The organism is Eikenella exigua (genome assembly GCF_008805035.1).
Classification (GTDB): domain Bacteria; phylum Pseudomonadota; class Gammaproteobacteria; order Burkholderiales; family Neisseriaceae; genus Eikenella; species Eikenella exigua.
The window spans coordinates 1110177-1130587 of the sequence record NZ_CP038018.1 but is presented as its reverse complement, the minus strand read 5'-3'; the positions used below and the strand labels follow the sequence as shown (position 1 = coordinate 1130587).

Annotated in this window: 24 protein-coding genes; 9 read left to right on the top strand and 15 right to left on the bottom strand. The window is 55.9% G+C overall.

Translation table 11 applies throughout. The features are described from left to right. The first annotated feature begins 82 nt into the window (after positions 1 to 82). The 4 genes from mltB (at position 83) to xth (ending at position 2894) form a co-directional block, all read left to right on the top strand. Positions 83 to 1135 carry a lytic murein transglycosylase B gene (gene mltB, locus EZJ17_RS05880; protein WP_067438490.1) on the top strand — a complete coding sequence of 351 codons (1053 nt, stop codon included), beginning with the start codon at positions 83 to 85 and terminating at the stop codon, positions 1133 to 1135. A 198-nt stretch (positions 1136 to 1333) separates the two neighbouring features. Then, complete coding sequence (fdx, locus tag EZJ17_RS05875) at positions 1334 to 1675, top strand: ISC system 2Fe-2S type ferredoxin (protein ID WP_067438493.1); 342 nt, start codon at positions 1334 to 1336, stop codon at positions 1673 to 1675. Positions 1676 to 1729: 54 nt separating this feature from the next. Beyond that, positions 1730 to 1924, top strand: coding sequence for a Fe-S cluster assembly protein IscX (gene iscX, locus EZJ17_RS05870; RefSeq protein WP_023886254.1), 195 nt, complete (start codon positions 1730 to 1732; stop codon positions 1922 to 1924). 202 nt (positions 1925 to 2126) lie between these two features. Then, entirely contained in the window at positions 2127 to 2894 is a 768-nt protein-coding gene (xth, locus tag EZJ17_RS05865) for an exodeoxyribonuclease III (RefSeq protein WP_067438495.1), read from the top strand. Positions 2895 to 3153: 259 nt separating this feature from the next. On the opposite strand, the gene pyrC is transcribed toward xth, so the two are convergent. The 3 genes from pyrC to folP all read right to left on the bottom strand — a co-directional run bounded on the left by pyrC (position 3154) and on the right by folP (position 5480). Further along, complete coding sequence (gene pyrC / locus EZJ17_RS05860; RefSeq protein WP_151086282.1) at positions 3154 to 4191, bottom strand: dihydroorotase; 1038 nt, start codon at positions 4189 to 4191, stop codon at positions 3154 to 3156. Positions 4192 to 4309: 118 nt separating this feature from the next. Next, complete coding sequence (locus EZJ17_RS05855; RefSeq protein ID WP_067438499.1) at positions 4310 to 4537, bottom strand: sulfurtransferase TusA family protein; 228 nt, start codon at positions 4535 to 4537, stop codon at positions 4310 to 4312. A 100-nt stretch (positions 4538 to 4637) separates the two neighbouring features. After that, positions 4638 to 5480 carry a dihydropteroate synthase gene (gene folP, locus EZJ17_RS05850; RefSeq protein ID WP_067438501.1) on the bottom strand — a complete coding sequence of 281 codons (843 nt, stop codon included), beginning with the start codon at positions 5478 to 5480 and terminating at the stop codon, positions 4638 to 4640. Between the two features lie 522 nt (positions 5481 to 6002). Between folP and EZJ17_RS05845 the strand changes: the two genes are divergently transcribed. From EZJ17_RS05845 to EZJ17_RS05830, 3 genes are all read left to right on the top strand, one after another. After that, positions 6003 to 6359, top strand: coding sequence for a hypothetical protein (locus EZJ17_RS05845; protein ID WP_067438504.1), 357 nt, complete (start codon positions 6003 to 6005; stop codon positions 6357 to 6359). 451 nt (positions 6360 to 6810) lie between these two features. After that, a complete protein-coding gene (locus EZJ17_RS10585; RefSeq protein ID WP_346265210.1) occupies positions 6811 to 7794 on the top strand; it encodes an RtcB family protein in 984 nt (327 codons plus the stop codon). Further along, positions 7757 to 8137 (top strand): peptide chain release factor-like protein, encoded by a 381-nt coding sequence (locus EZJ17_RS05830; RefSeq protein ID WP_067438511.1) that lies wholly within the window; start codon positions 7757 to 7759, stop codon positions 8135 to 8137. Before EZJ17_RS10585 ends, EZJ17_RS05830 begins: the two co-directional genes overlap by 38 nt. A 357-nt stretch (positions 8138 to 8494) precedes the next feature. On the opposite strand, the gene EZJ17_RS05825 is transcribed toward EZJ17_RS05830, so the two are convergent. From EZJ17_RS05825 to aroE, 5 genes are all read right to left on the bottom strand, one after another. Further along, positions 8495 to 9172: a M48 family metallopeptidase gene (locus EZJ17_RS05825; RefSeq protein ID WP_067444906.1), complete on the bottom strand. Its 678-nt coding sequence runs from the start codon at positions 9170 to 9172 to the stop codon at positions 8495 to 8497. A gap of 212 nt (positions 9173 to 9384) precedes the next feature. Then, positions 9385 to 10104, bottom strand: coding sequence for a 7-cyano-7-deazaguanine/7-aminomethyl-7-deazaguanine transporter (locus tag EZJ17_RS05820; protein WP_067438517.1), 720 nt, complete (start codon positions 10102 to 10104; stop codon positions 9385 to 9387). A gap of 120 nt (positions 10105 to 10224) precedes the next feature. After that, the gene (locus EZJ17_RS05815) at positions 10225 to 10668 is read right to left on the bottom strand and encodes a hypothetical protein (RefSeq protein ID WP_151086279.1); all 444 of its coding nucleotides are present in this window, start codon (positions 10666 to 10668) and stop codon (positions 10225 to 10227) included. Between the two features lie 391 nt (positions 10669 to 11059). Further along, positions 11060 to 11530, bottom strand: a complete 471-nt coding sequence (queF, locus tag EZJ17_RS05810) for a preQ(1) synthase (RefSeq protein WP_064105635.1) — start codon at positions 11528 to 11530, stop codon at positions 11060 to 11062. A gap of 180 nt (positions 11531 to 11710) precedes the next feature. Further along, positions 11711 to 12526 (bottom strand): shikimate dehydrogenase, encoded by an 816-nt coding sequence (gene aroE / locus EZJ17_RS05805; RefSeq protein ID WP_082886445.1) that lies wholly within the window; start codon positions 12524 to 12526, stop codon positions 11711 to 11713. A gap of 204 nt (positions 12527 to 12730) precedes the next feature. Here aroE and EZJ17_RS05800 point away from each other — a divergent pair, with 204 nt between their 5' ends. Further along, positions 12731 to 13426: a Bax inhibitor-1 family protein gene (locus EZJ17_RS05800; RefSeq protein ID WP_067445069.1), complete on the top strand. Its 696-nt coding sequence runs from the start codon at positions 12731 to 12733 to the stop codon at positions 13424 to 13426. Between the two features lie 354 nt (positions 13427 to 13780). Here EZJ17_RS05800 and EZJ17_RS10580 read toward each other — a convergent pair whose 3' ends face one another. From EZJ17_RS10580 to EZJ17_RS05765, 7 genes are all read right to left on the bottom strand, one after another. After that, entirely contained in the window at positions 13781 to 14140 is a 360-nt protein-coding gene (locus tag EZJ17_RS10580; protein WP_231868016.1) for a DUF6348 family protein, read from the bottom strand. 72 nt (positions 14141 to 14212) lie between these two features. Then, the gene (locus EZJ17_RS05790) at positions 14213 to 14707 is read right to left on the bottom strand and encodes a hypothetical protein (RefSeq protein WP_067438522.1); all 495 of its coding nucleotides are present in this window, start codon (positions 14705 to 14707) and stop codon (positions 14213 to 14215) included. A 103-nt stretch (positions 14708 to 14810) separates the two neighbouring features. After that, positions 14811 to 16403: a bifunctional phosphoribosylaminoimidazolecarboxamide formyltransferase/IMP cyclohydrolase gene (gene purH / locus EZJ17_RS05785; protein WP_067438525.1), complete on the bottom strand. Its 1593-nt coding sequence runs from the start codon at positions 16401 to 16403 to the stop codon at positions 14811 to 14813. Positions 16404 to 16639: 236 nt separating this feature from the next. Next, complete coding sequence (locus EZJ17_RS05780; RefSeq protein ID WP_067438528.1) at positions 16640 to 17146, bottom strand: SH3 domain-containing protein; 507 nt, start codon at positions 17144 to 17146, stop codon at positions 16640 to 16642. Between the two features lie 74 nt (positions 17147 to 17220). After that, on the bottom strand, positions 17221 to 17886 hold the full coding sequence (locus EZJ17_RS05775; RefSeq protein ID WP_067438530.1) for a tetratricopeptide repeat protein: 666 nt from the start codon (positions 17884 to 17886) through the stop codon (positions 17221 to 17223). Further along, complete coding sequence (locus EZJ17_RS05770) at positions 17877 to 18569, bottom strand: O-methyltransferase (RefSeq protein WP_067438533.1); 693 nt, start codon at positions 18567 to 18569, stop codon at positions 17877 to 17879. Before EZJ17_RS05770 ends, EZJ17_RS05775 begins: the two co-directional genes overlap by 10 nt. A 15-nt stretch (positions 18570 to 18584) precedes the next feature. Then, positions 18585 to 18770: a DUF3460 family protein gene (locus EZJ17_RS05765; RefSeq protein WP_067438536.1), complete on the bottom strand. Its 186-nt coding sequence runs from the start codon at positions 18768 to 18770 to the stop codon at positions 18585 to 18587. Positions 18771 to 18928: 158 nt separating this feature from the next. Between EZJ17_RS05765 and pcnB the strand changes: the two genes are divergently transcribed. Further along, entirely contained in the window at positions 18929 to 20302 is a 1374-nt protein-coding gene (gene pcnB, locus EZJ17_RS05760; protein ID WP_067444901.1) for a polynucleotide adenylyltransferase PcnB, read from the top strand. Positions 20303 to 20411: the final 109 nt, after the last annotated feature.

Here is a 20411-nt window from a genome sequence, read left to right as displayed (position 1 = left end):
TTTTTCAGGTAGCCTTTGCATTCGCGCCGGGTTGGATGCCTGTGCTACACTTCATGCATTGTTTGTTTGCTTGGAAATCATTATGAAATTGAAATTTGCCCCCGCTTTAGCCGTTTTGTTTGTGTTGGCCGCATGCAGCAGCGAGCAGCCGATTGCGCCTGTGCCGGAGGCGCAGAAGGTGGTGCCGGAAGCATCGGCCTTGCCGGTGTCGGAAACCGGGTTCAGCCAAAATGCCGAGGTACAGCGTTTTATCCGGCAGCAGGCCGGGTTGGGCGTGATGGGCGAAGGCCAGTTGCAGCAGTTTTTTGCACAATCGGTGTATAAGGGCAATATTGTCAACATCATGAACCGCCCCGGCACGTCGCGCCCGTGGTATGAGTTCCGCAGCGGTAATGCCGGCGCAGGCAAAATCAACGGCGGCCGTCGTTTCTACCAGCAATACCGCCAAGTGCTAGACCAAGTGGCGCGCGAATACGGCGTGCCGGCAGAAGTGTTGGTGGCGATTGTGGGCATCGAAACGAACTACGGCAGCAATATGGGCAGCTTCCGCTTGGCCGATTCGCTGCCCACGCTGGCGTTCGGCTACCCGCGCCGGGGCGAGTTTTTCCAGCAGGAGCTGCATGAATTCCTGCTGATGGCCAAAGAAGAAGGGCGCGATCCGTTCAGCTTCATCGGCAGCTATGCCGGGGCGATGGGGATGCCGCAGTTTATACCGTCGAGCTACCGCAAATGGGCAGTGGATTACGATGGCGACGGCCAGCGCAACATCTGGGGCAGCGTGCCGGATGTGGCGGCTTCGGTGGCGAACTATCTGAAGGCACACGGCTGGCAGCGCGGCGGCAAGGTGATGGTGCCGGTGTCGATGGTGCCTACGCCGGAACTACTGGCGCTGATTGAGGAAAAAACCGCGTTGAATAAAACCGTGGGCGAGTTGCGGCGGATGGGGGTAACGCCGCTGGAGGAAGTGGCCGACCACGAAAAAGCCGTGCTGTTCCGCCTGGAAACTGCGCCCGGCCAGTATGATTACTATATCGGTCTCAACAATTTCTTCGCTGTTTGGCAATACAACCACAGCCGCCTGTATGTGAGCGCGGTGCGTGAAATCGCCAACGGCGTGGGCGGCGGCAAGCTGTAAACCACGTTGCAACAAAGGCTATCTGAAAAGCGATTGGCTGGTTTCAGGTAGCCTTTGGTTTATACAAACAAAACGCTGTTTTTGTATTGGGCCATCTGTGCAGCGATAGAGGCTGGATGGAAAGTAATCAACTGTTTTCAGGTAGCCTTTTCCGTTACAATACGCCACTCAAAAAATTCAGCCAAGAAAGCACACACCATGCCCAAAGTAACCATCTTGCCGCACAGCGAATTGTGCCCCGAAGGCAAAATCATCGAAAACGCCCCCGAAGGCGAAAGCATTTGCAGCCTGTTGCTCGACAACGGCATCGAAATCGAGCACGCCTGCGAGCAATCCTGCGCCTGCACCACCTGCCACGTGATCGTGCGCCAAGGCTTCGACAGCCTGGAAGAACCGAGCGAAATCGAAGAAGACCTGCTCGACCAAGCCTGGGGCTTGGAGGCCGAATCGCGCTTGAGTTGCCAGGCCAAGGTGGCTGGTGAAGATTTGGTGGTGGAAATCCCCAAATACACCATCAACCATGCCCGCGAGCATCATTAAACCTAGCGCTCCCCAGCCGCCGGCTGTACACATCTAGTTTCAGGTAGCCTCATCATGAAATGGACCGACACCCAACGCATCGCCGAAGAGCTCTTCGACCGCCATCCCGAAATCGACCCGAAAACCGTCCGCTTCACCCAGCTGCGCCAGCTCATCCTCGATTTACCCGAGTTTGATGACGACCCGCAGCGTTGCGGCGAGCGCATCCTCGAAGCCGTGCAGCAGGCTTGGATAGACGAAGCCGAGTAAGCAGCCAGCCAATATAGTGGATTAACAAAAACCAGTACGGCGTTGCCTCGCCTTGCCGTACTCCCTGTACTGTCTGCGGCTTCGTCGCCTTGTCCTGATTTTTGTTAATCCACTATATTTCAATTCCGTTGAAGCACACACTTTCAGGTAGCCTCACTATCGATGCAGGCTACCTGAAAAATTCATTCCGAAAGTAAACGCCATGAAAATCGCCACTTGGAACGTAAACTCCCTCAAAGTGCGCCTGCCGCACGTGAGCGACTGGCTGATTCAGCATCAGCCCGATGTGCTCTGCCTGCAAGAGCTCAAGCTGGATCAAGACCAGTTCCCGCTTTCCGCCTTCGAAATGCTCGGCTACCGCGCCGTGTGGAGCGGGCAGAAAACCTATAACGGCGTGGCCATCCTCAGCAAAGAAGAAGCGCAAAACGTGCACACCGGCCTGCCCGCCCTGCCCAACGACCCGCAACGGCGCGTGATTGCCGCCACCATCGGCGGCGTGCGCGTGGTGGACGTATATTGCGTGAACGGCGAGGCCGTGGGCAGCGAGAAATTTGCCTATAAGCAGCAATGGTTTGCCGCGCTGGCCGAATTTATCCGCAGCGAATTGGTGCAATACCCGGAATTGGTGCTGCTCGGCGATTTCAACATCGCCCCCGCCGATCTGGATGTGTACGACCCGGAAAAATGGCAGGGCAAAATCCTCTGCTCCGCCGAAGAGCGCGCCTGGTTTCAAACCCTGCTCGACCTCGGCCTTACCGACAGCCTGCGCCGCCTGCACCCCGCCGAACCGCTCTATACCTGGTGGGACTACCGCATGAACATGTTCCGCCGCAAACTCGGCCTGCGCATCGACCACATCCTCGCCAGCCAAGCCCTGCTGCCGCGCCTTACCGCCGCCGGTGTAGACACCGCTCCACGCGCGCTAGAACGCCCCAGCGACCATGCGCCGGTGTGGGCGGAGTTTGAATAGCACATCGTTGTCGCAATGAGAAAGGCTACCTGAAAGCAATGCCTTGGCGAAACCGAGGTTGGGCTTTCAGGTAGCCTTTGGATTGGCAATCTAATGTTGTCTAGTTGGTTTTAATCGTGTTGGGGGATGCAGTAAATGGCTAGCCCAATCTACACTTGCTATAACATGGAAAAGGCTACCTGAAAATGTGAGCTTTGCAGAAATTCGCTCCGCTCCTTTTCAGGTAGCCTTTTTGTATCAAAATCAGAGCGGGCTGGGCTTACGATTGCATCGTCCAAGCCACGCTGCTGCCGGCGCGCATGGGGACGAGGTTGCCGCCGTTGCCGATGGGGAAGCTGTTGGGCACGGTTTGCGCTTGTTTCACCAAGGTGATGGTGTCAGTGTTTTCGGGCAGGCCGTAGAAGCGGGCGCCGTTTTTCGAGGCGAAGGCTTCGAGTTTGTCGAGCGTGCCGATTTGCTCGAAGGCTTCGGCGTAGAGCTCGATGGCGGTGGCGGCACTGAACATGCCGGCGCAGCCGCAGGCGTTTTCTTTGGCGTGTTGCGGGTGCGGCGCGGAGTCGGTGCCGAGGAAGAATTTGTGCGATTGCGCGCCGGATACGGCTTCGAGCAGGGCTTGGCGGTGGCTTTCGCGTTTGAGCACGGGCAGGCAGTAGTGGTGCGGGTGCACGCCGCCCACCAAGAGGTCGTTGCGGTTGAGCAGCAGGTGCTGCGGGGTAACGCTGGCGGCGAGGTTTTCGCCGCTTTGGCACATAAGGCGGGCGGCTTCGGCAGTGGTGATGTGCTCGAACACGGTTTTGAGGCCGGGCACTTTATTCAGCACGGGCTGGAGGATGCGCTCGATGAATGCGGCTTCGCGGTCGAAGATGTCGATGGCGGGGTCGGTTACTTCGCCGTGCACCAGGAAACGCATATCCTGGGCGGCAATTTCTTCGAGCACGGGCAGGAGTTTGAACAGATCGGTTACGCCGCTGTCGGAGTTGGTGGTGGCGCCGGCGGGGTAGAGTTTGAAGGCAACGATGCCGGCGGCTTTGGCTTCCCTCACCAGAGCAGGGGTGGCGTGGTCGGTGAGATAGAGCGTCATCAACGGTTGGAAGCGGCTACCGGAGGGCAGGGCGGCAAGGATGCGTTCGCGGTAGGCCAAGGCATTGGCCACGCTAATCACCGGAGGCTTGAGATTGGGCATGATCACGGCGCGGCCCATCTGGCGGGCGGTGTGCGGCAAAACGTGGTGCAGGGTGTCGCCGTCGCGCAGGTGCAGGTGCATATCGTCGGGGCGGAGGAGGGTGAGGGTTTGCATGGCGGACTTTCTTGGTTGGATAGATAGTGTTTTCAGGTAGCCTTGGGATGCTGGGTGGATAAGGCTACCTGAAACTGTGTTGCAAGGATGGTTAAAACGGTATTGTGGTGAAGCCGGGCTATTTGTGTTGGATCACCAAAACGAACACGCCGTTATCCGTATTGGAAGCGAGCAGTTGGTGGCCGGTTTGGCGGCAGAAAGCGGCAAAGTCGTCGGGGGCACCGGGGTCGGTGGCGCGCACGGAAAGGATCTGCCCGGTTTCTAAAGTGGCCAGCGCTTTTTTGGCGCGGAGGATGGGCAGGGGGCATTTGAGGCCGGTGAGGTCGAGCTCTAGGGTCGGGGTCATGACGATGGTTGTTGTGTGGTTGAGTAGAGAGATTATAGCGGAAAGTGGGGTGATAAAAGGCTACCTGAAATTTCAGGTAGCCTTTTGAATTTTACATAGCCTAGTGCAAAGCTTGCCACACTTTCAGTGCGTCGGCGGTGGCTTTCACGTCATGCACGCGCAGGATGGCAGCACCGCGTTCGGCGGCATAGAGGGCGGCAGCCACGCTGCCGTGGATGCGTTGGGCGGGTTCAATCTCACCAGTGATTTCGCCGATCATGCGTTTGCGCGATACGCCGATGAGTAGGGGCAGGCCGGTTTGTGCTTGCAAATCGGGCAGGTGGCGCATGAGTTGGGTGTTGTGCTGGAGGGTTTTGCCGAAGCCGAAGCCGGGATCGAGCACGATGCGTTCGGAGCAGATGCCGGCGGCTTGGCAGGCTTGGGCACGGGCTTTCAGGTAGCCTGCTACTTCGGCCACCACATCTTGGTATTGCGGGTTGTTTTGCATGGTTTCGGGCAGCCCCTGCATGTGCATTAGGCAGATGCCGGTGTCGGGATGGGTGGCGAGCAGTTCGATGGCACCGCTGTCTTCTAGGGCGGATACGTCGTTGATGATGTCGGCCAAGCCCTTGCCGAGCAGGCGTTGCATGATGGCGGTGCGGCGGGTGTCCACGCTGAGCGGGACGTTCCATTTGATGATTTCGCTCACGATGGGTTGCAGCCGTGCCCATTCTTCTTCGGGGGAAACGTGGTCGGCACCGGGGCGGGTGGATTCGCCGCCAATGTCGAGAATGTGCGCGCCTTCGGCGAGCAGGCGTTCGGCATGGGCGAGGGCAGTACTGCTGCTGCGGGAATAGGTGCCGCCGTCGGAGAAGGAGTCGGGGGTGAGGTTGATGATGCCCATGATTTTGGGCGTGGATAAGTCGATGCGAAAGCGCCCGGCTTGCCAAGAGGGTTGTGTCATGTGAGGCTACCTGAAAAAGAGGGAAAACAGAATTATAAGCTTGTGCTGTGAAAAGGTCTTCTTTGTTGTGCTAGGTAGTGGAAATAGGATTAGTGCGGTGTGTTTGAAACGAAAATAGCTGAAAAAATGACATTATGCAGTGAAAAAATAGTCAGCTTGAACAGTGTTTAGCGGCGGCTAGGGCGCGGATATTTTTGGCCTTATGGGATAAGAAACAAAAATATCATGGCACTTGGGTGTGGGTGCCAGAAGTTGCTGTGCATCAAATGCATACAATATATGTCGGTGTTAATGTTTACTTTGAAAAGTAAAAGGCATATACTGCGATTCAGCGTTGAAGGTGGTGGAAAAGCTTTATACAGCCAGCTGCCTAGTCCAGCTAACTAAATAGAAGCAGGTGATGTTGTTTGGATAATAAGGCCTGCCAAGCCTTCCTGAGTTACAAAGTAGAGAGTATGAATTGGTTTCGGGAAGCTTTAAATTATTTGTTTTTATTTTGTTTTTGTGGAGATCTTGTCGAAAATGAATTACGATAAAACCGTAGCAGAAATGTTGAACGTGGATGGCGCCCTGGCTGCCGCAGTAGTGGATTACTCCAGCGGTATGTTGTTGGCCGGTGGCGGTAGCCCCTCAATCGATTTGGAAATTGCCGCCGCAGGTAACACAGAAGTAATCCGTGCCAAAAAGAAAACCATGCAAATGCTTGGTTTGAAGGATGAAGTAGAAGACGTTTTGATGACCCTGGGTACCCAATATCACCTGCTGCGTCCGCTGCCCCGTCATGACGGTCTGTTTTTGTACTCTGTGCTGGACAGAAGCAAAGCTAACTTGGCTTTGGCTCGCCGTTCTCTGATTAACGCCGAACGCAACTTGGGCTAATTGCAATATTCGAAACCGGCTGTCTATTACCAGACAGCCGGTTTTTATTGTTTGCTACACAGGGCATGGTGCGGGAAAAATACAATGACCTATGCACCTTTTCTACTATGCACTTGCCGTAGCCGGTATCGACCGCTACCACGCACAGGTTTTCAATAATTCATTCATCACTGCAAAGAAAGGAGTTTATCATGCCGTACGCTTCAATCCTCCGTTCAACTCTCAACTCTTTGCAGCTCAGAAGCCTGAGGCTATTCCTTTTTTTTGTGCCACCCGCTTCGGGTTGCTTTCTTCCTATTTTGTAAACTGTATTTAATGCGCTGCTTTGCCGCACCTGCCGTTTGCACTCTGCAGATGAATTTACTTGCTGTTTCAACCTGTCTCCACTGTATGTGCACGTTTGTGGCAGAGCTGTGCGCAAACGGATTTATCCGCCGCAAGAAAGTACATTATGGGCACACAAAATCCCCAAATCATTTCTGAAAACATTGTTTTAATAGCCGGTTCAAATACCTGGATTGAAGGCAACGCCATCCAACAGTTCCAAAACACCGCCCGCCTGCCACAGATGCGCCGGGTGGCCGGTATGCCCGATTTGCATGCCGGGCGCGGCTATCCCGTCGGCGCGGCATTTTTTAGCTTCGGCTGTTTTTATCCCGCGCTCATCGGTAACGACATCGGCTGCGGCATGGCGCTGTGGCAAACCGATTTGCCCGCACACAAAGCCAAACCCGCCAAGCTGGCCAAACAGCTTGGCAGTATCGATGCGCCGCTGGATGAAAGCAGGCAGGCACGGATTAACGCAATCTTGCCGCAGCATCCTTTTCAGGTAGCCTTAGGCAGTATTGGCGGCGGCAACCATTTTGCCGAACTGCAAACCGTGGACACAGTCTATCGCCCCGAAAAGCTACCTGAAAACTTCGATACCGATTGCTTGCAACTGCTTGTGCACAGCGGCTCGCGCCGGCTCGGCCAGCAGGTTTTTTGCGCCGCCATGTGGACGCGCACGGCCACCAAGGACTACCTGAAAACAGCCCCGAAGCCGATAAGCAGGTGTACAGTTCATACGACATCGACACTGTGTATCCGCAACACCGTCGCCACCGCCTCCCTCTGCAGATGGTGCGCTTTCTCGACGGCAGCAAATACTGCCTGCCTCAATGTCATAACTACTACTGGCCCGGGTATCACCACTTCCAAGCGCCCGACCTCAGCCCAGCCCGCTGCAACTGTAGCCAACCCGCCATCGCCAAATACCGCCATACGCCGCTGTTGCTCGTCTATTACGCCGACCCGAACCGGCCCACTCGGCTCGACAGCCGCCAAGATTTCGCCGAAGATCTGCAGCTCTCCAGCCTCGGCGTGTACCTCGACCCCGATACTGTGTGGCAGCACCCATGCAAAACTGGTATATCGGCGTGTTCAGGCTACCTGAGATTCCCGCGCTACCGGAAAGCGAAGGCATCGAATTCCAAACCTGCTACGCCGGCAGCAAAGGCGGGCAGCACGTGAACAAAACCGACTCCGCCGTGCGCGCCGAGAGCGAATGCGGTCAGTACGCCAACAAAAAACGCACACTGAGGCTGCTCGCGCTCAAACTGGCCGAACACTACCAAACCGCCCTGCGCCAACACACCGCCGATGCACACAAATTACTCTATCAAGTGGAGCGCGGCAACCCGAGACGGGTTTTAAGGGGGAAGATTTCCGCGAACAGGCCTGACGGCGCGGGCAATGCGAAAGGCTACCTTAAATTTCAGGTAGCCTTTGTGGTTTAAATAGCCGTATCTGGTGGATAGGCCGCCATTCGGGAAGTCGGATTCAAGAATCCGACCTACAGGTTTTCAGGTAGCGTTTCCCTATTCGGCACATTGGCAGCCGGTATGGCGATGCCGTGTTGTTTGAGCGGTGTGTAGGGTTTTGCCGCAGGCATGCGCGCTGTCGCCCGATGTTTCAAACCGCGTGCGTGTGGTTCCGCACATACCTATGCACCCCGCAAAGGGAAAGGCTACCTGAAAACGGTTGGTTGTCGTGGGGGCGTGGGCAGGCGGGCTGTTGTCTGAGTATTAAAACCGCATGTGTGTGTTTCCGCGCACTTTGCGCGTCCAGCAACGGAAAGGCTACCTGAAATTGTTTTAGCCCAGTAGGAACAACTCGCGGCCGTGCTGTTTGAGCCAGGCGGTAGCGGCGGGTCGGTACGGAGAGTGTTGTTCGACTTCTGCCCAAAAGGCTGGGCTGTGGTTGGGGTGGCGCAGGTGGCAGAGTTCGTGCACGCAGACGTAGTCGGCCACGTATTCGGGTGCGCCGACGAGCCGCCAGTTGAGGCGGATATTGCGGCGGCGGCATACGCCCCAGAAGGTTTTGGCGCGGCTGAGGGCGGTGTGCTCGGGAATGAGTTGCAGGCGCTGGGCGTGTGTGGCGAGGCGGGGGAGAAGGTAGGCTTCGGCCAGCGGCTGGAGGTGTTGGCACAGGAGGGCTTGCTGTTGCGGCCATTCGGCTGCGGGCAAGAGGATACGGCCGGGCTGGATTTGGACGGCGGTTTGGGCGTGGGATTGCAGTTGGTGCGGCTGGCCATAGAGCCAGAGGTGGCTGGGGGCAGCGGACGGGGTGGGGCGGCGCCGGAGCATTTGCTGCAGGGCAGTTTCGTTATGTTGTAGCCAGCGGCGCAACTCGGGTAGGCTTAGCTGCGGAGGAATGCTGAGCCGCAGGCTATGTTCGCTGTGCGCCCGCAGGATAATGTTTTTCTTGGCACGGCGGCTGAGGTGGAGCTGGATGGTGTGGCCGTTGGCGAGGGTGTGGGTGAGGAGGGGCATGGTAGACTTCAGGTCGGCTTTGGGGTTTGATTTATATGGTTTCAGGTAGCCTAAGGCTACCTGAAAATATTTATGCTGGTACAGCTACACCAGCCGATGGCTGGTAAGCTTATGCCCGATATTTGTGCCTAAAACTGCTATTTGGCATGAATGCCCGGCCTACGGTTTTAGTTTCAGGTAGCCTTTGAGCAAACAAAAGGCTACCTGAAAGTTTAATTGGATTGACCGGCGGCTTCCGGCTGGGCGGATACGGCTTCGGTGACAACAGCTTGGTGCAAAGTGGTGAGCTTGCGGGTGAGGATGTTGAGGATGAGGCCGTAGGCGGGCAGGAAGAAGAGTGTGCCGATCACGAGTTTGAACAAGTAATCAACAAAGGCGATGTGCGGCCAGTTGGCGGCCATAAAGGCATCGCTGCTGCCGGCGAAGGCGATGGAGAAGAAAAGCACGGTATCCACGGCGTTGCCGGCGAAGGTGGAGGCGGTGGGGGCAATCCACCAGGATTTCAGCTGGCGCAGGCGGTTGAACACGACAATATCGAGGATTTGGCCCACGGCATAGGCGGCAAAGCTGGCCAGGGCGATGCGGAACACGGGCATCACGAACACAGCAAGCGCGCTCCAGCCTGTCCACGCGCCTTCTTGAAACAGCACGGAAAAGGCATAAGAAACGAGCAAGGCGGGGAACATAACGAAGAAGATAATGCGTCGGGCGAGGCTTTGGCCGAAGATGCGCACGGTTAAATCGGTGGCGAGGAAGATGAAGGGGAAACTGAGCGCGCCCCAGGTGGAATGCACTTCGAAGCCGTTGGGCAGGGTGACGCTGAAGGGAAACTGCACGAGATAGTTGCTGGCGGCAATCACCAGGATGTGGAAGAAAATGAGCCAACGGAGGGCTTGCTGCTGTTGGGCGGGGGTGAAGCGGTAGTTTTGCATAATGGTCCTTAGTTTTGGTTTAGATAAAAATCTACGCGGGAGGGTTGCGAACCGCGCGGGGTTGGAAACTGGCTAAAAATATCGAGTTTTAAATTATATAATTAATTAATATTAATAGGCTCAAAATTCAATGCAAGGCAATATTGCATCATTACGAAACTCATTTAGCATACCGGAAAATTGGGTGATGAAAGTATTGAATAAACCCGGTTCTGTTACAAAATACATTGTTGCCATGCTGCTAACCATTCTGGATTTAAACCTAAAATACTCAGTTTCTAAATATATTTTAATAAATAATCTACTATGATAAATTTCTGACAAGTGTAATCGTGCAGCGAAAGCTCCTCCTGCATACTCTTCCCCCAAACCACCTAATCGTAAATCATAAATTCCATTAAGTTGTTTACTCAAGGTGCGGAGATCGTTCAAGATGGATATACAGTTCTTTTTGCCAGTATAAATCTTCGTACAGAATGTGGACTGGTTATTTGATGCGATAATTTCCCATTCCAGTAAGTCATCATCACTAGTAATTTGTTGGAAACGGATGAATTGATTCATTATGCTGAATTTTCTTAATTAGTGGATGGGATAATTTAATTTTGCCACTGGTTTCAAAGAAAAAAGTGAGGTTAGTAAACCAGTATAGGCTACCTGAAAAATATTGCCGCTATGTTTCTTGTTCAAATTCTGTCTGCATGATGCGGTAGGCCTGTTCAAAAGCGGCTTTCTTTTGATTGCTGAAAACCGGCAGGGAGAGGGTGAGCTGGTTGGCTTCGTTCAGGCTGATGCGGCGGTTGGCTTGTAAAAGGCAATACAGGCTAGCAATGCTGTACTGTGCTGTTTCAGCCGGCAGATTTCGACGGCCAGTGCTGCGTTATCCAGCAGGGGAAGAGAGACGGCACGGTTTTTAATCTCAGCAATCGGCATGGGTTTCAGGTAGCCCGCAGGCTTACTGCATATCGTGTGTAAACAGCCGCTCGCGCGCCATTTGCTCGAATGGCGTGCCGGGTCGGCCATAGTTGGCGAACGGATGAATGGCGATGCCGCCGCGCGGGGTAAATTCGCCGAACACTTCGATGTATTTCGGGTTCATCAGTTTGATGAGGTCTTTCATGATGATGTTGATGCAGTCTTCATGAAAGTCGCCATGGTTGCGGAAGCTGAAGAGGTAGAGTTTGAGCGATTTGCTTTCCACCATTTTGATGTCGGGGATATAGCGGATGAGGATGGTGGCGAAATCGGGCTGGCCGGTGAGCGGGCACAGGCTGGTGAATTCCGGGCAAACGAACTTGACGAAGTAGTCGTTGCCGGGGTGTTTGTTGTCGAACGCTTCGAGGATTTCGGGAGCGTAGGTTGAGGGATATTGCGTGCCGGTGTTGCCCAGCAGGGAGAGGCCGCTGAGCTCTTCTTTGTTGCGCATGGGAGTCCTTAGTTTTGGTAACGCGGGAGGGTTGCGAACCGCGGTTTGGAAAAAGGGACGGATTATAAAGGATTTTTAGGCTACCTGAAAGTGCGGCTTCAACGAAGTTAAAATGAAGTTTCCAAAGGAAGCTGAGTTTCTGCGAAGCTAAAGTTTCAGGTAGCCTTTGGCAGGTTTGTGCTAAATCTCTCCGGCGCGCAGGGCGGCGAGTACGGGGGCGGTTTTTGGGGAAAAGCCGCGCCAGAGGCGGTAGGATTCGGCGGCTTGTTCCGCCAGCATGCCCAAGCCGTCAGCGCTACGTTGGGCGCCTGCTTTGGTGGCGAAATGCATAAAGGCGGTGGGCTCGCGGCCATAGGCCATGTCGTAGGCGAGTTCGCATTGGGCGAATACGGCAGGGGCAATGGCGGGCACTTGGCCGCTCAGGCTGCCGGAGGTGGCGTTGATAATAATATCGAAACCAGCAGCAGGCAGCTCGCCCAACTCGCCGGCACGGATGCCGAAAATGGCAGCCAGCTCTTGTGCTTTGGCCGCGGTGCGGTTGGCAATGGTGAGGCTGGTGGGACGGCATTCGAGCAAAGGCAGAATCACGCCGCGCACTGCGCCGCCTGCGCCGATAAGGAGGATGCGCTTGCCGGTTAGGGCTACATGAAAGTTGCGGCCAATATCAGCCACTAGGCCGAGGCCGTCGGTATTATCGGCATGGATTCGGCCGTTGGCCTGTTTGATTAATGTGTTGGCCGCACCGGCGGCTCGGGCGCGTTCGGAAAGGCTATCTGCCCAGGCACAGGCATCGGTTTTGAAAGGCACAGTTACGTTTGCGCCCGCGCCGCCCGCAGCGAAAAAGGTGGCGGCAGTTTGGGCGAAGCAGCTCGGTTCGGCCAGCAATCGTTCATATTTGATGGTCACGCCTTCTTGGGCGGCAAACATTTGGTGGATAGTTGGTGAGCGGCTGTGAGCCACGGGGTTGCCGAAAACGGCGTAACGGGAAGCAGGCATGGTGTGCAGCAGAGAAAAGAAAAGTGCTGAATTATAGCCAAATATATGCCTCAACGCTTGCAAATCTGCCATGTCGCCCCATCTTACTGTTTGACTGCCGAAGCAGGCAGCAGCAGCCGGCTGAATTTTTTGCAAACGGCGTATTTGCTGCTACAATCAATATTCGTTTCTTTTTTATTTGATATTCAAGAGGAGTTTTTCCACATGCAACCACGCAATGTTTACGATTACACCGACGTGGGCAGCAGCGTTTCCGCACAAAGCACCATTTTGCGTAAAACCTACGGCTTGCTCGGGCTCTCGTTTCTTCCGGCGGCTGCCGGCGCATTCGTCGCTATGGCCACCGGTCTGAGCCTGTTCAGCTTTACCGGCAACTATTGGATTGCTGTGGGCATTTTCTTCGCCTTTTTCTACGGCATTAGCTTTCTAATCGAGAAAAACCGCCACAGCAATGTGGGTGCTGCCCTGCTGATGATGCTCACTTTCGGCCTGGGCTTCACGCTGGGTCCGATTTTGAACTACAGCCTGGCGCTTTCCAACGGCATAGAACTCATCGGCATTGCCGCCGTCATGACTGCCGCCGTATTTCTGAGCATGGCAGCCATGGCCAAATCGCCCACCTTCCAAACCAACAGCATCGCCCGCTTCGTTAGCGTGGGTTTCGTGGTGGCCGTTATTGCCATGGTTGCCAGCTTCTTCCTGCAGATTCCTGCACTCTCGCTCACCGTATCTGCCTTATTCTCAATCGTCAGCTCAGTGTTGATTATGTGGCAAGTGCGCGTGGTAATTGAAGGCGGTGAAGACAGCCACATTAGTGCCGCGCTGACTTTGTTTGTTGCCATCTACAACATCTTCGTCAGCCTGCTGCGCCTGCTGTTGGCATTTGCCGGTGAAGACTAAGTCGCTTTAAGTAGATTGGATAAAGGCTACCTGAAAAATTTCAGGTAGCCTTTTGTTATGGAAAAATATATAGCTCAACGTTATTACGCCGAAGCCAACGGCTTGAGCATGATGCACCACCGTACGCTGTAATAGGCTTCTTTGCGCGGCTAGGGGAATTGGGCAAGCTGTTTCTCGGCAGCGGCATTGTCTTGGTTGTCTATCATAAACTCTGCATTCAGTGTTTCGTTTTCGGCTTGGGCATAAAAAAGTGGATTAATGATATTGCATTCTCATGGTTTGCCATACCACTATCACTGGCGCCTTTGGTCATCCAGTAACCCAGAATTGCTTGAAAACTTTCACCGTTGCAGCTTATCCAGATTTCGTGTGGGCAAGATTTTCACCGGTATTGAACGCATCGAGCAAAATGTGCAGGCTGTTGGTGCAGAAGCTGTGCAGGTTGCGCGAGAGGGAGTCCTCCAGGTTTTCGCCGATGCCGTCGCAGCATTCGTAGAGTTCGCGCCCGTCGGGCAGGGTAATGCCGACATCAAAACGGCTCACCACCACGCCGTTGCTGCGTTCACGCGGAAACGCCCAAGTTTCGAGCTGCACGGGCACGGCGAAATCGGGCAGGATTTTTTCGCCCCGCGTTTGGCAGGCATAACCGTGGGCTTGCAGGATTTCGGCGAGGGCTTCGTTGAGGTCTAGGGTATCGAGTTCTTGAGGTTCCATGAGTTTGCTCTTGAGGCTACCTGAAAAATATGCTGGCTGGTAGAACTATGTTGTTGGAAGTCTAAAGTAGCTTTAGCGCTGTTTGGTCATTTCGCTAATACAGCGCCGCACGCTGCGTTTGAATGAAACTAAGCGGTGTCCTGGCGTGGCAGAATAGATGTCGTCGATTAGGCAGCGACCGTTTGGGCTGCATTGCAGCACGAATTGCACTTGGGTGGCCGAGAAATCGCCGGGAAACTGCTGGAATACGGCTTCGATTCGGCCGTTGGCCAGTGGCCGGATGTTCAGCGTCCGGTTTAGGCTGGCTTGATCCCAATCTTGCCCTGCAATAATTGGGTCGTAATCGATGCAGCCGACTTCGTTCGGTGCTGTATGCTGTTTGTCTTCTTGATATACGGCTCGTAGATCGGCGGAAAAGTGGCGTTCCGGATGGGCATGAACGGTATTGCCGTTTTGATAGGGTACATATAGGCTATGTATTAAGGCCAGCTTGTGTGAGCGGAAGCTGTTTGCCCCGGCTGTTGGGGCGCAGGCAAGCAATAGGGCGGTCAGAATATATTTTTGCATATTGCTCTCCAATAAGGTGGGCTGAAACAATGTTTCTTCATTATATCAGCTATATAAAAGGCTACCTGAAACTTTCAGGTAGCCTTTTGCCATACGGAAAAGCTTAATGCCTAAAATGGCGCACGCCCGTTACCACCATGGCGATGCCGTGTTCGTCCGCCGCATCGAAGACTTCCTGATCGCGCATCGAGCCTGCGGGGTGGATGATGGCTTTGATGCCTTGTTCGGCGATGACGTCCACGCCGTCGCGGAAGGGGAAGAAAGCGTCGGAGGCGGCACACGCGCCGTTTAAGTCTAAGCCTGCGTCCTGCGCTTTGCGGGCGGCGATGCGGGTACTGTCCACACGGCTCATTTGGCCTGCGCCGATGCCGTAGGTTTGACCGCCTTTGCCGAACACGATGGCGTTGGATTTGACGTATTTGGCGACGTTCCAGACGAACAGTAAATCGTTCCATTCCTGCTCGGTCGGTTGGCGTTTGGAGACGACTTTCAAATCGACGCGGCTGATGCGGTGGATGTCGGGCGTTTGTACCAATAATCCGCCACCGACGCGTTTGAGTTCGAAGCGGTTCGCACCTGCTTCGAGCGGGGTTGTTAGAGAAATTTGCAATACGCGCACGTTTTTCTTGGCGGCGGCAATTTCGAGGGCTTCGGCGGTGAACTTCGGCGCCATCAAGACTTCCATAAACTGATTGTCAGTAATCTGTTGCACGGTTGCGCCGTCCACTTCGCGGTTGAAAGCGATGATGCCGCCGAACGCGCTGGTGGTGTCGGTGGCGTAGGCGAGTTTGTAGGCGGTCAATGTATCGGCCGCAACGGCGACGCCGCATGGATTGGCGTGTTTCACAATCACGCAGGCAGGCGCGTCGAAGGATTTGACGGCTTCCCAAGCGGCATCGGCATCGGCGATGTTGTTATACGACAATTCTTTGCCTTGCAGTTGCTTGTATGCAGCGAGGCTACCTGCGGCGGGGTACACATCGCGGTAGAACGCGGCGTGCTGGTGCGGATTTTCACCGTAGCGCATGTCTTGCACTTTAATCCAGCTTTGGTTGAACTGGCTTGGAAACTCGCCGATTTCGGGCGTGCCGCTCAAGACGTCGTCTGAAAGTGAAGTTAAGTAGTTGGAAATCATGCCGTCGTATTGGGCGGTGTGGCTGAACGCTTTGCGCGACAGGTTGAAGCGGGTTTTGTCGCTCAATGCGCCGCCGTTGGCTTCCATTTCGGCGGCGATGGCGGGGAAGTCGGCGGTGTCGGTAACGATGGCGACGTGTTTCCAGTTTTTCGCGGCGGAGCGCACCATGGTCGGGCCGCCGATGTCGATGTTTTCAATCGCGTCTTCCAGCGTGCAGCCGGGCTTGGCGATGGTGGCGGCGAAGGGGTAGAGGTTTACGCACACCAGGTCGATATTGCCGATGTCGTGCTCTTCCATAGTGGCAACGTGATCAAGCAAATCGCGCCGGCCGAGAATGCCACCGTGGATTTTGGGATGTAGTGTTTTCACGCGGCCATCGAGCATTTCGGGGAAACCGGTGTAGTCGGATACTTCGATCACGGGAATGCCCGCATCGGCAAGCAGCTTGGCCGTGCCGCCGGTGGAGAGGATTTCGACACTGAGTTTATGCAGGGCTTGGGCAAATTCGACTGCGCCGTTTTTATCGGACAGGCTGATGAGGGCGCGTTTGATGGAAGGCATGGGGGAGTCCTTTTGTGGTAGCTGGTGGGAAGGGGAGAGGCTACCTGAAAACAGAGCTTCCGAAGGAAGTAAAGTTTCTGCGAAGCTAAATTTCAGGTGGCCTTTATGGCAGGCATTTCATGTAGTAAATTAACAAAAACCGGTATGGTGTTGGTTCGCCTTGTCGTACTGATTGTACTGTCCTCGGCTCGCCGCCTTGTCCCGATTTTTGTTAATCCACTATATGAGGAGGGCTGTTAATTTACACGCCGCAGCTGGCTTTTGTGGATATAGCCTTGGAATACGGCATCGTTGCCGTATTCGTCTTTTTCGGTGTATGCGCCCTGGTTGTCGTATAGCAGCCAGTTGTCTTTGCTCAAACCCGGAACAATTTGCACGCGTGTGCCGTTGGATAGCGTTTTGATGATTGGGGCTCTGCCAGTTGGGTAGCCAGGGTGGATGCTGTGGACATTTGCCGAGCCGTTAGGGCTGGCGACAATGTAGTTTTGCACAATAAAGCCCTGGTTTTGGTGCACAAATCCGATGTGCCGGCCATCTAGGCGGATGTGGTACCAATTGCCCTGCCTGCTGAGGATTTCGCGTTGTGCGCTGCGGTAATCCAGCCTGGCGAGGATTCTGCTGTTGGCATTGGGCGCGGTGCGGACGTTTGCCGTGCCGTCGGCTTCGATGTGGGGCAGGAAGTAGTCTGCAGCTTGGGCAGACAGGCTGGCGGCGGTGAGTAGGGCGGCTAGGAAGGTTTTCATTTGGAAGGGCTTCTGTTTGGGCTTAAAAGCCCGGTGGGCAAGGGGTTACCTGAAATTTCAGGTAACCTCATTCATCAACGGTTGTTTTGGATACGTTGATTAGCGCGGTGGGCAGCTGGGCTATTGGGGTAGGTTTGCATCAGCTTGCGCCAGGTGGCGCGGGCGATGTCTCGCTGCTGCATGCCCCATTGGCAGTGGCCGACACTGTAAAGGGCCTCGGCGGCTTTGGGGTTGGCGGCGAAGCGGGCGGCGAAGCGTTGGCCGGTGAGGATGACGGATTCGCAGTTGCGCAGTTTTTCGTGGCTCTGCATGAGCAGGAAGAGGGCGTTTTGCTCGGTGCGGCCGCCGCTGCCGCTGCGTTCGGCGAAGCGCAGCTGCTGTAGGGCCTGGCTGTAGAGGCCGCTGCGATAGAGTTGCAGGGCTTGTTGATAGGCTTGCTCTTGCGGGTTTTCAGCCGGAGTGGTGGCAGGCTCGGCACTGCTGTGGCTGGTGCTGCGGCGGGAGGCGGCTCGAGCATCGAGGAGCTGAGCGAGCTGCTGCTGGCGTTGTTGCAGTTCGCTGATTTGGCCGCGTAGTTCGACAATTTGTTGTTGCAGCTGGCTGATTTGCTGGTTGTGGGCGGTAAGTTCGGTTACGATGCGCTGCGAGGGTTGGGGGCTGCCGGCGGCGGATGGTCGTGTGGGGGGGAGAGCGGTACAAGCAGCGAGGCCGCAGAGGACAGCTGGAATAATCAGGCGCATGGGGTTTCCTCGGGATGACGTTTGCGCAGCAGTGTAAGGCCGTCGCCCAGGGGCAGGGTGAGGGCGGCGACGCGGGAATCTGTTTGCAGGGATTGGTTGAAGGCGCGGATGCGCTCGATAGATTCGGGAGCGGACTCGGCGTTTGCCTGATACACGCGGCCGCCGAGCAGGAGGTTGTCGATGGCAATAAGGCCACCGGGGCGCAGCAGGGTGAGGCAGCGTTCGTAGTAGTGGGCGGTGGGCGGTTTGTCGGCATCGATCAGGGCGAAATCGTAGCTGCCGCTGCGGCCTTGTTCGATGAGTTGGTTGAGCGTGATGAGGGCGGGCTGGAGGTGGAGCTCGATTTTGTGTTCCACGCCGGCTTCGCGCCAGAAGCGGCGCGCGGTGTTGGTGTAGGTGATGTTGATGTCGCAGGCGGTGAGGCGGCCGTGTTCGGGCAGGGCGAGGGCGACGGCGGTGCTGCTGTAGCCGGTGAACACGCCGATTTCGAGGCAGCGCTCGGCGCGGATGAGCTGCACGAGAAAGGCGAGGAGTTGGACTTGCTCGGCGGCCAGGTGCATTTTGCCCATGCGGTGCTGCGCGGTGGTTTGGCGCAGGTGTTGCAACACTTCTGCTTCGGGCGGGTTGATGCTTTTCAAGTAGCCTGCAAGGCCGGGGGGCAGATGGTCGGTGGCTGCGGTCATGGCGCGGCGCGGGATTTAGTAGGAATAGTAGGTGTAGGGTTTTTTGGCGACTTTGCCGGCGGCGAAATCGACCTGCTCTTCTGGGTTGAGCTCGACATCCCACAACAGGCCGCGGTTTTGGAGGCGGCGTTCTTGCTCTTCGGGGTGTTCTTCGATGTATTTTTGCAGGAACTGGGTGGCGTCGGATTGGTAGTTATACATGGTGTGTTTTTCTGTGGTGTGAGGTAGTGGCGATTATAACGGAAAGCGCTTGGTTTGGCAGCCGTTGCGGCGAAAGGTTATACTGCGCACTTTATCTTAAGCACGCGCCTGCGCGCACACCGCAGGCTACCTGAAAAACAAGAAGAGAATACCCCCCTATGCTGACTAGATGGCTGCGCAAAATCCTGCCGGGCAAACCTGAAGCCGCCGCAACATATTCACACAAACAGGTGCTGCCGCAAAACGAACACGGCATCACGCCGGACGGGATCAGCTATGCGGCGGAAAAGGTGGTGTCGCGGTTGCAGCAGGCCGGGTTTGAGGCTTATATAGTGGGCGGCGCGGTGCGCGATTTGCTCTTGGGCATTGAGCCGAAAGACTTCGACGTGGCCACCAACGCCCGCCCCGAAGAAGTGCGCAAAGTATTCCGCCGCAGCCGCATCATCGGCCGCCGCTTTCAGATTGTGCACGTGATGGTGGGGCCGGAAACGATTGAAGTCACCACCTTCCGCGGCGGCAACCGCCCCGCGCGGCAAAACGAACACGGCCGCATCATGCAAGACAACAGCTACGGCAGCATGGAGCAAGATGCCGCCCGCCGCGATTTCACCTGCAACGCTCTGTATTACAACCCCGCACGCGGGGAAATCACCGATTTCCACCACGGCGTGGCCGACATCCGCGCCAAACGGCTGGTGATGATTGGCGACACCCGTGCGCGCTATCAGGAAGACCCGGTGCGCATGCTGCGCGCCGCCCGGCTTTCGGGCAAACTCGGTTTTCAGGTAGCCCACGACACCGCCGCGCCGATTGCCGAATGCCTGCACCTGTTGCCCAAAGAGCCGCTGGCGCGCCTGTTCGATGAAGTGATGAAGCTCTTGTTTTCCGGCGCGGCCATCGACTGCCTCAAACAGATGCAGGCTCTGGGCATGGATGGCCAAAGCGTGCACCCCCTGCTTGCCTGCACCTTGGAAAGGCTACCTGAAAACCAGGGGTGCGGCATGGTGGCACTTGCCCTCAACAGCACCGACAGCCGCCTGCGCGCCGACCAAGGCGTATCCGTGGGCTTTGTGTTAGCCGCCGTATTGTGGCCGCAGGTGCGCGAGGCCTGGCAGCGCGCTCAGGCTGGCGGGCTCAGAACCATGCCCGCACTCAGCGCCGCCGTGGCCGAAACCCGTGCCCACATGGAAAAAGGCTGGGGCGTGCCGCACCGTTTCACCGCCTCGATGCGCGAAATCTGGCAGCTCCAGCCCCAGTTTGAGCACCAGCGCGGTGCCCGCCCCTTCCGCCTGCTTGCCCAGCCCCGCTTCCGCGCCGCCTACGATTTCCTGCTGCTGCGCGCCCGTGCCGGCGAAGTAGAGCAGGGTATTGCCGACTGGTGGACAGCTTTCCAAGAAGCCGATGAAGAACAGCGCAAACAGATGATTCAAGCCGCCGAACAACGCCCCGACAGCAGCGACGCCCCGGCCAAAAAACGCCGCCGCCGGCGCAAGAAGAAAACAGACGCGGTAGATAAGGGTGCGGCTGAATAGGTGGCATTGGGTTGAAGCAGCCATAGGTCGGATCCTCGAATCCGACACCTCATTCAAAGGCTACCTGAAAAGCCCGACGACTCCGTTTTCAGGTAGCCCCAATTCCAAT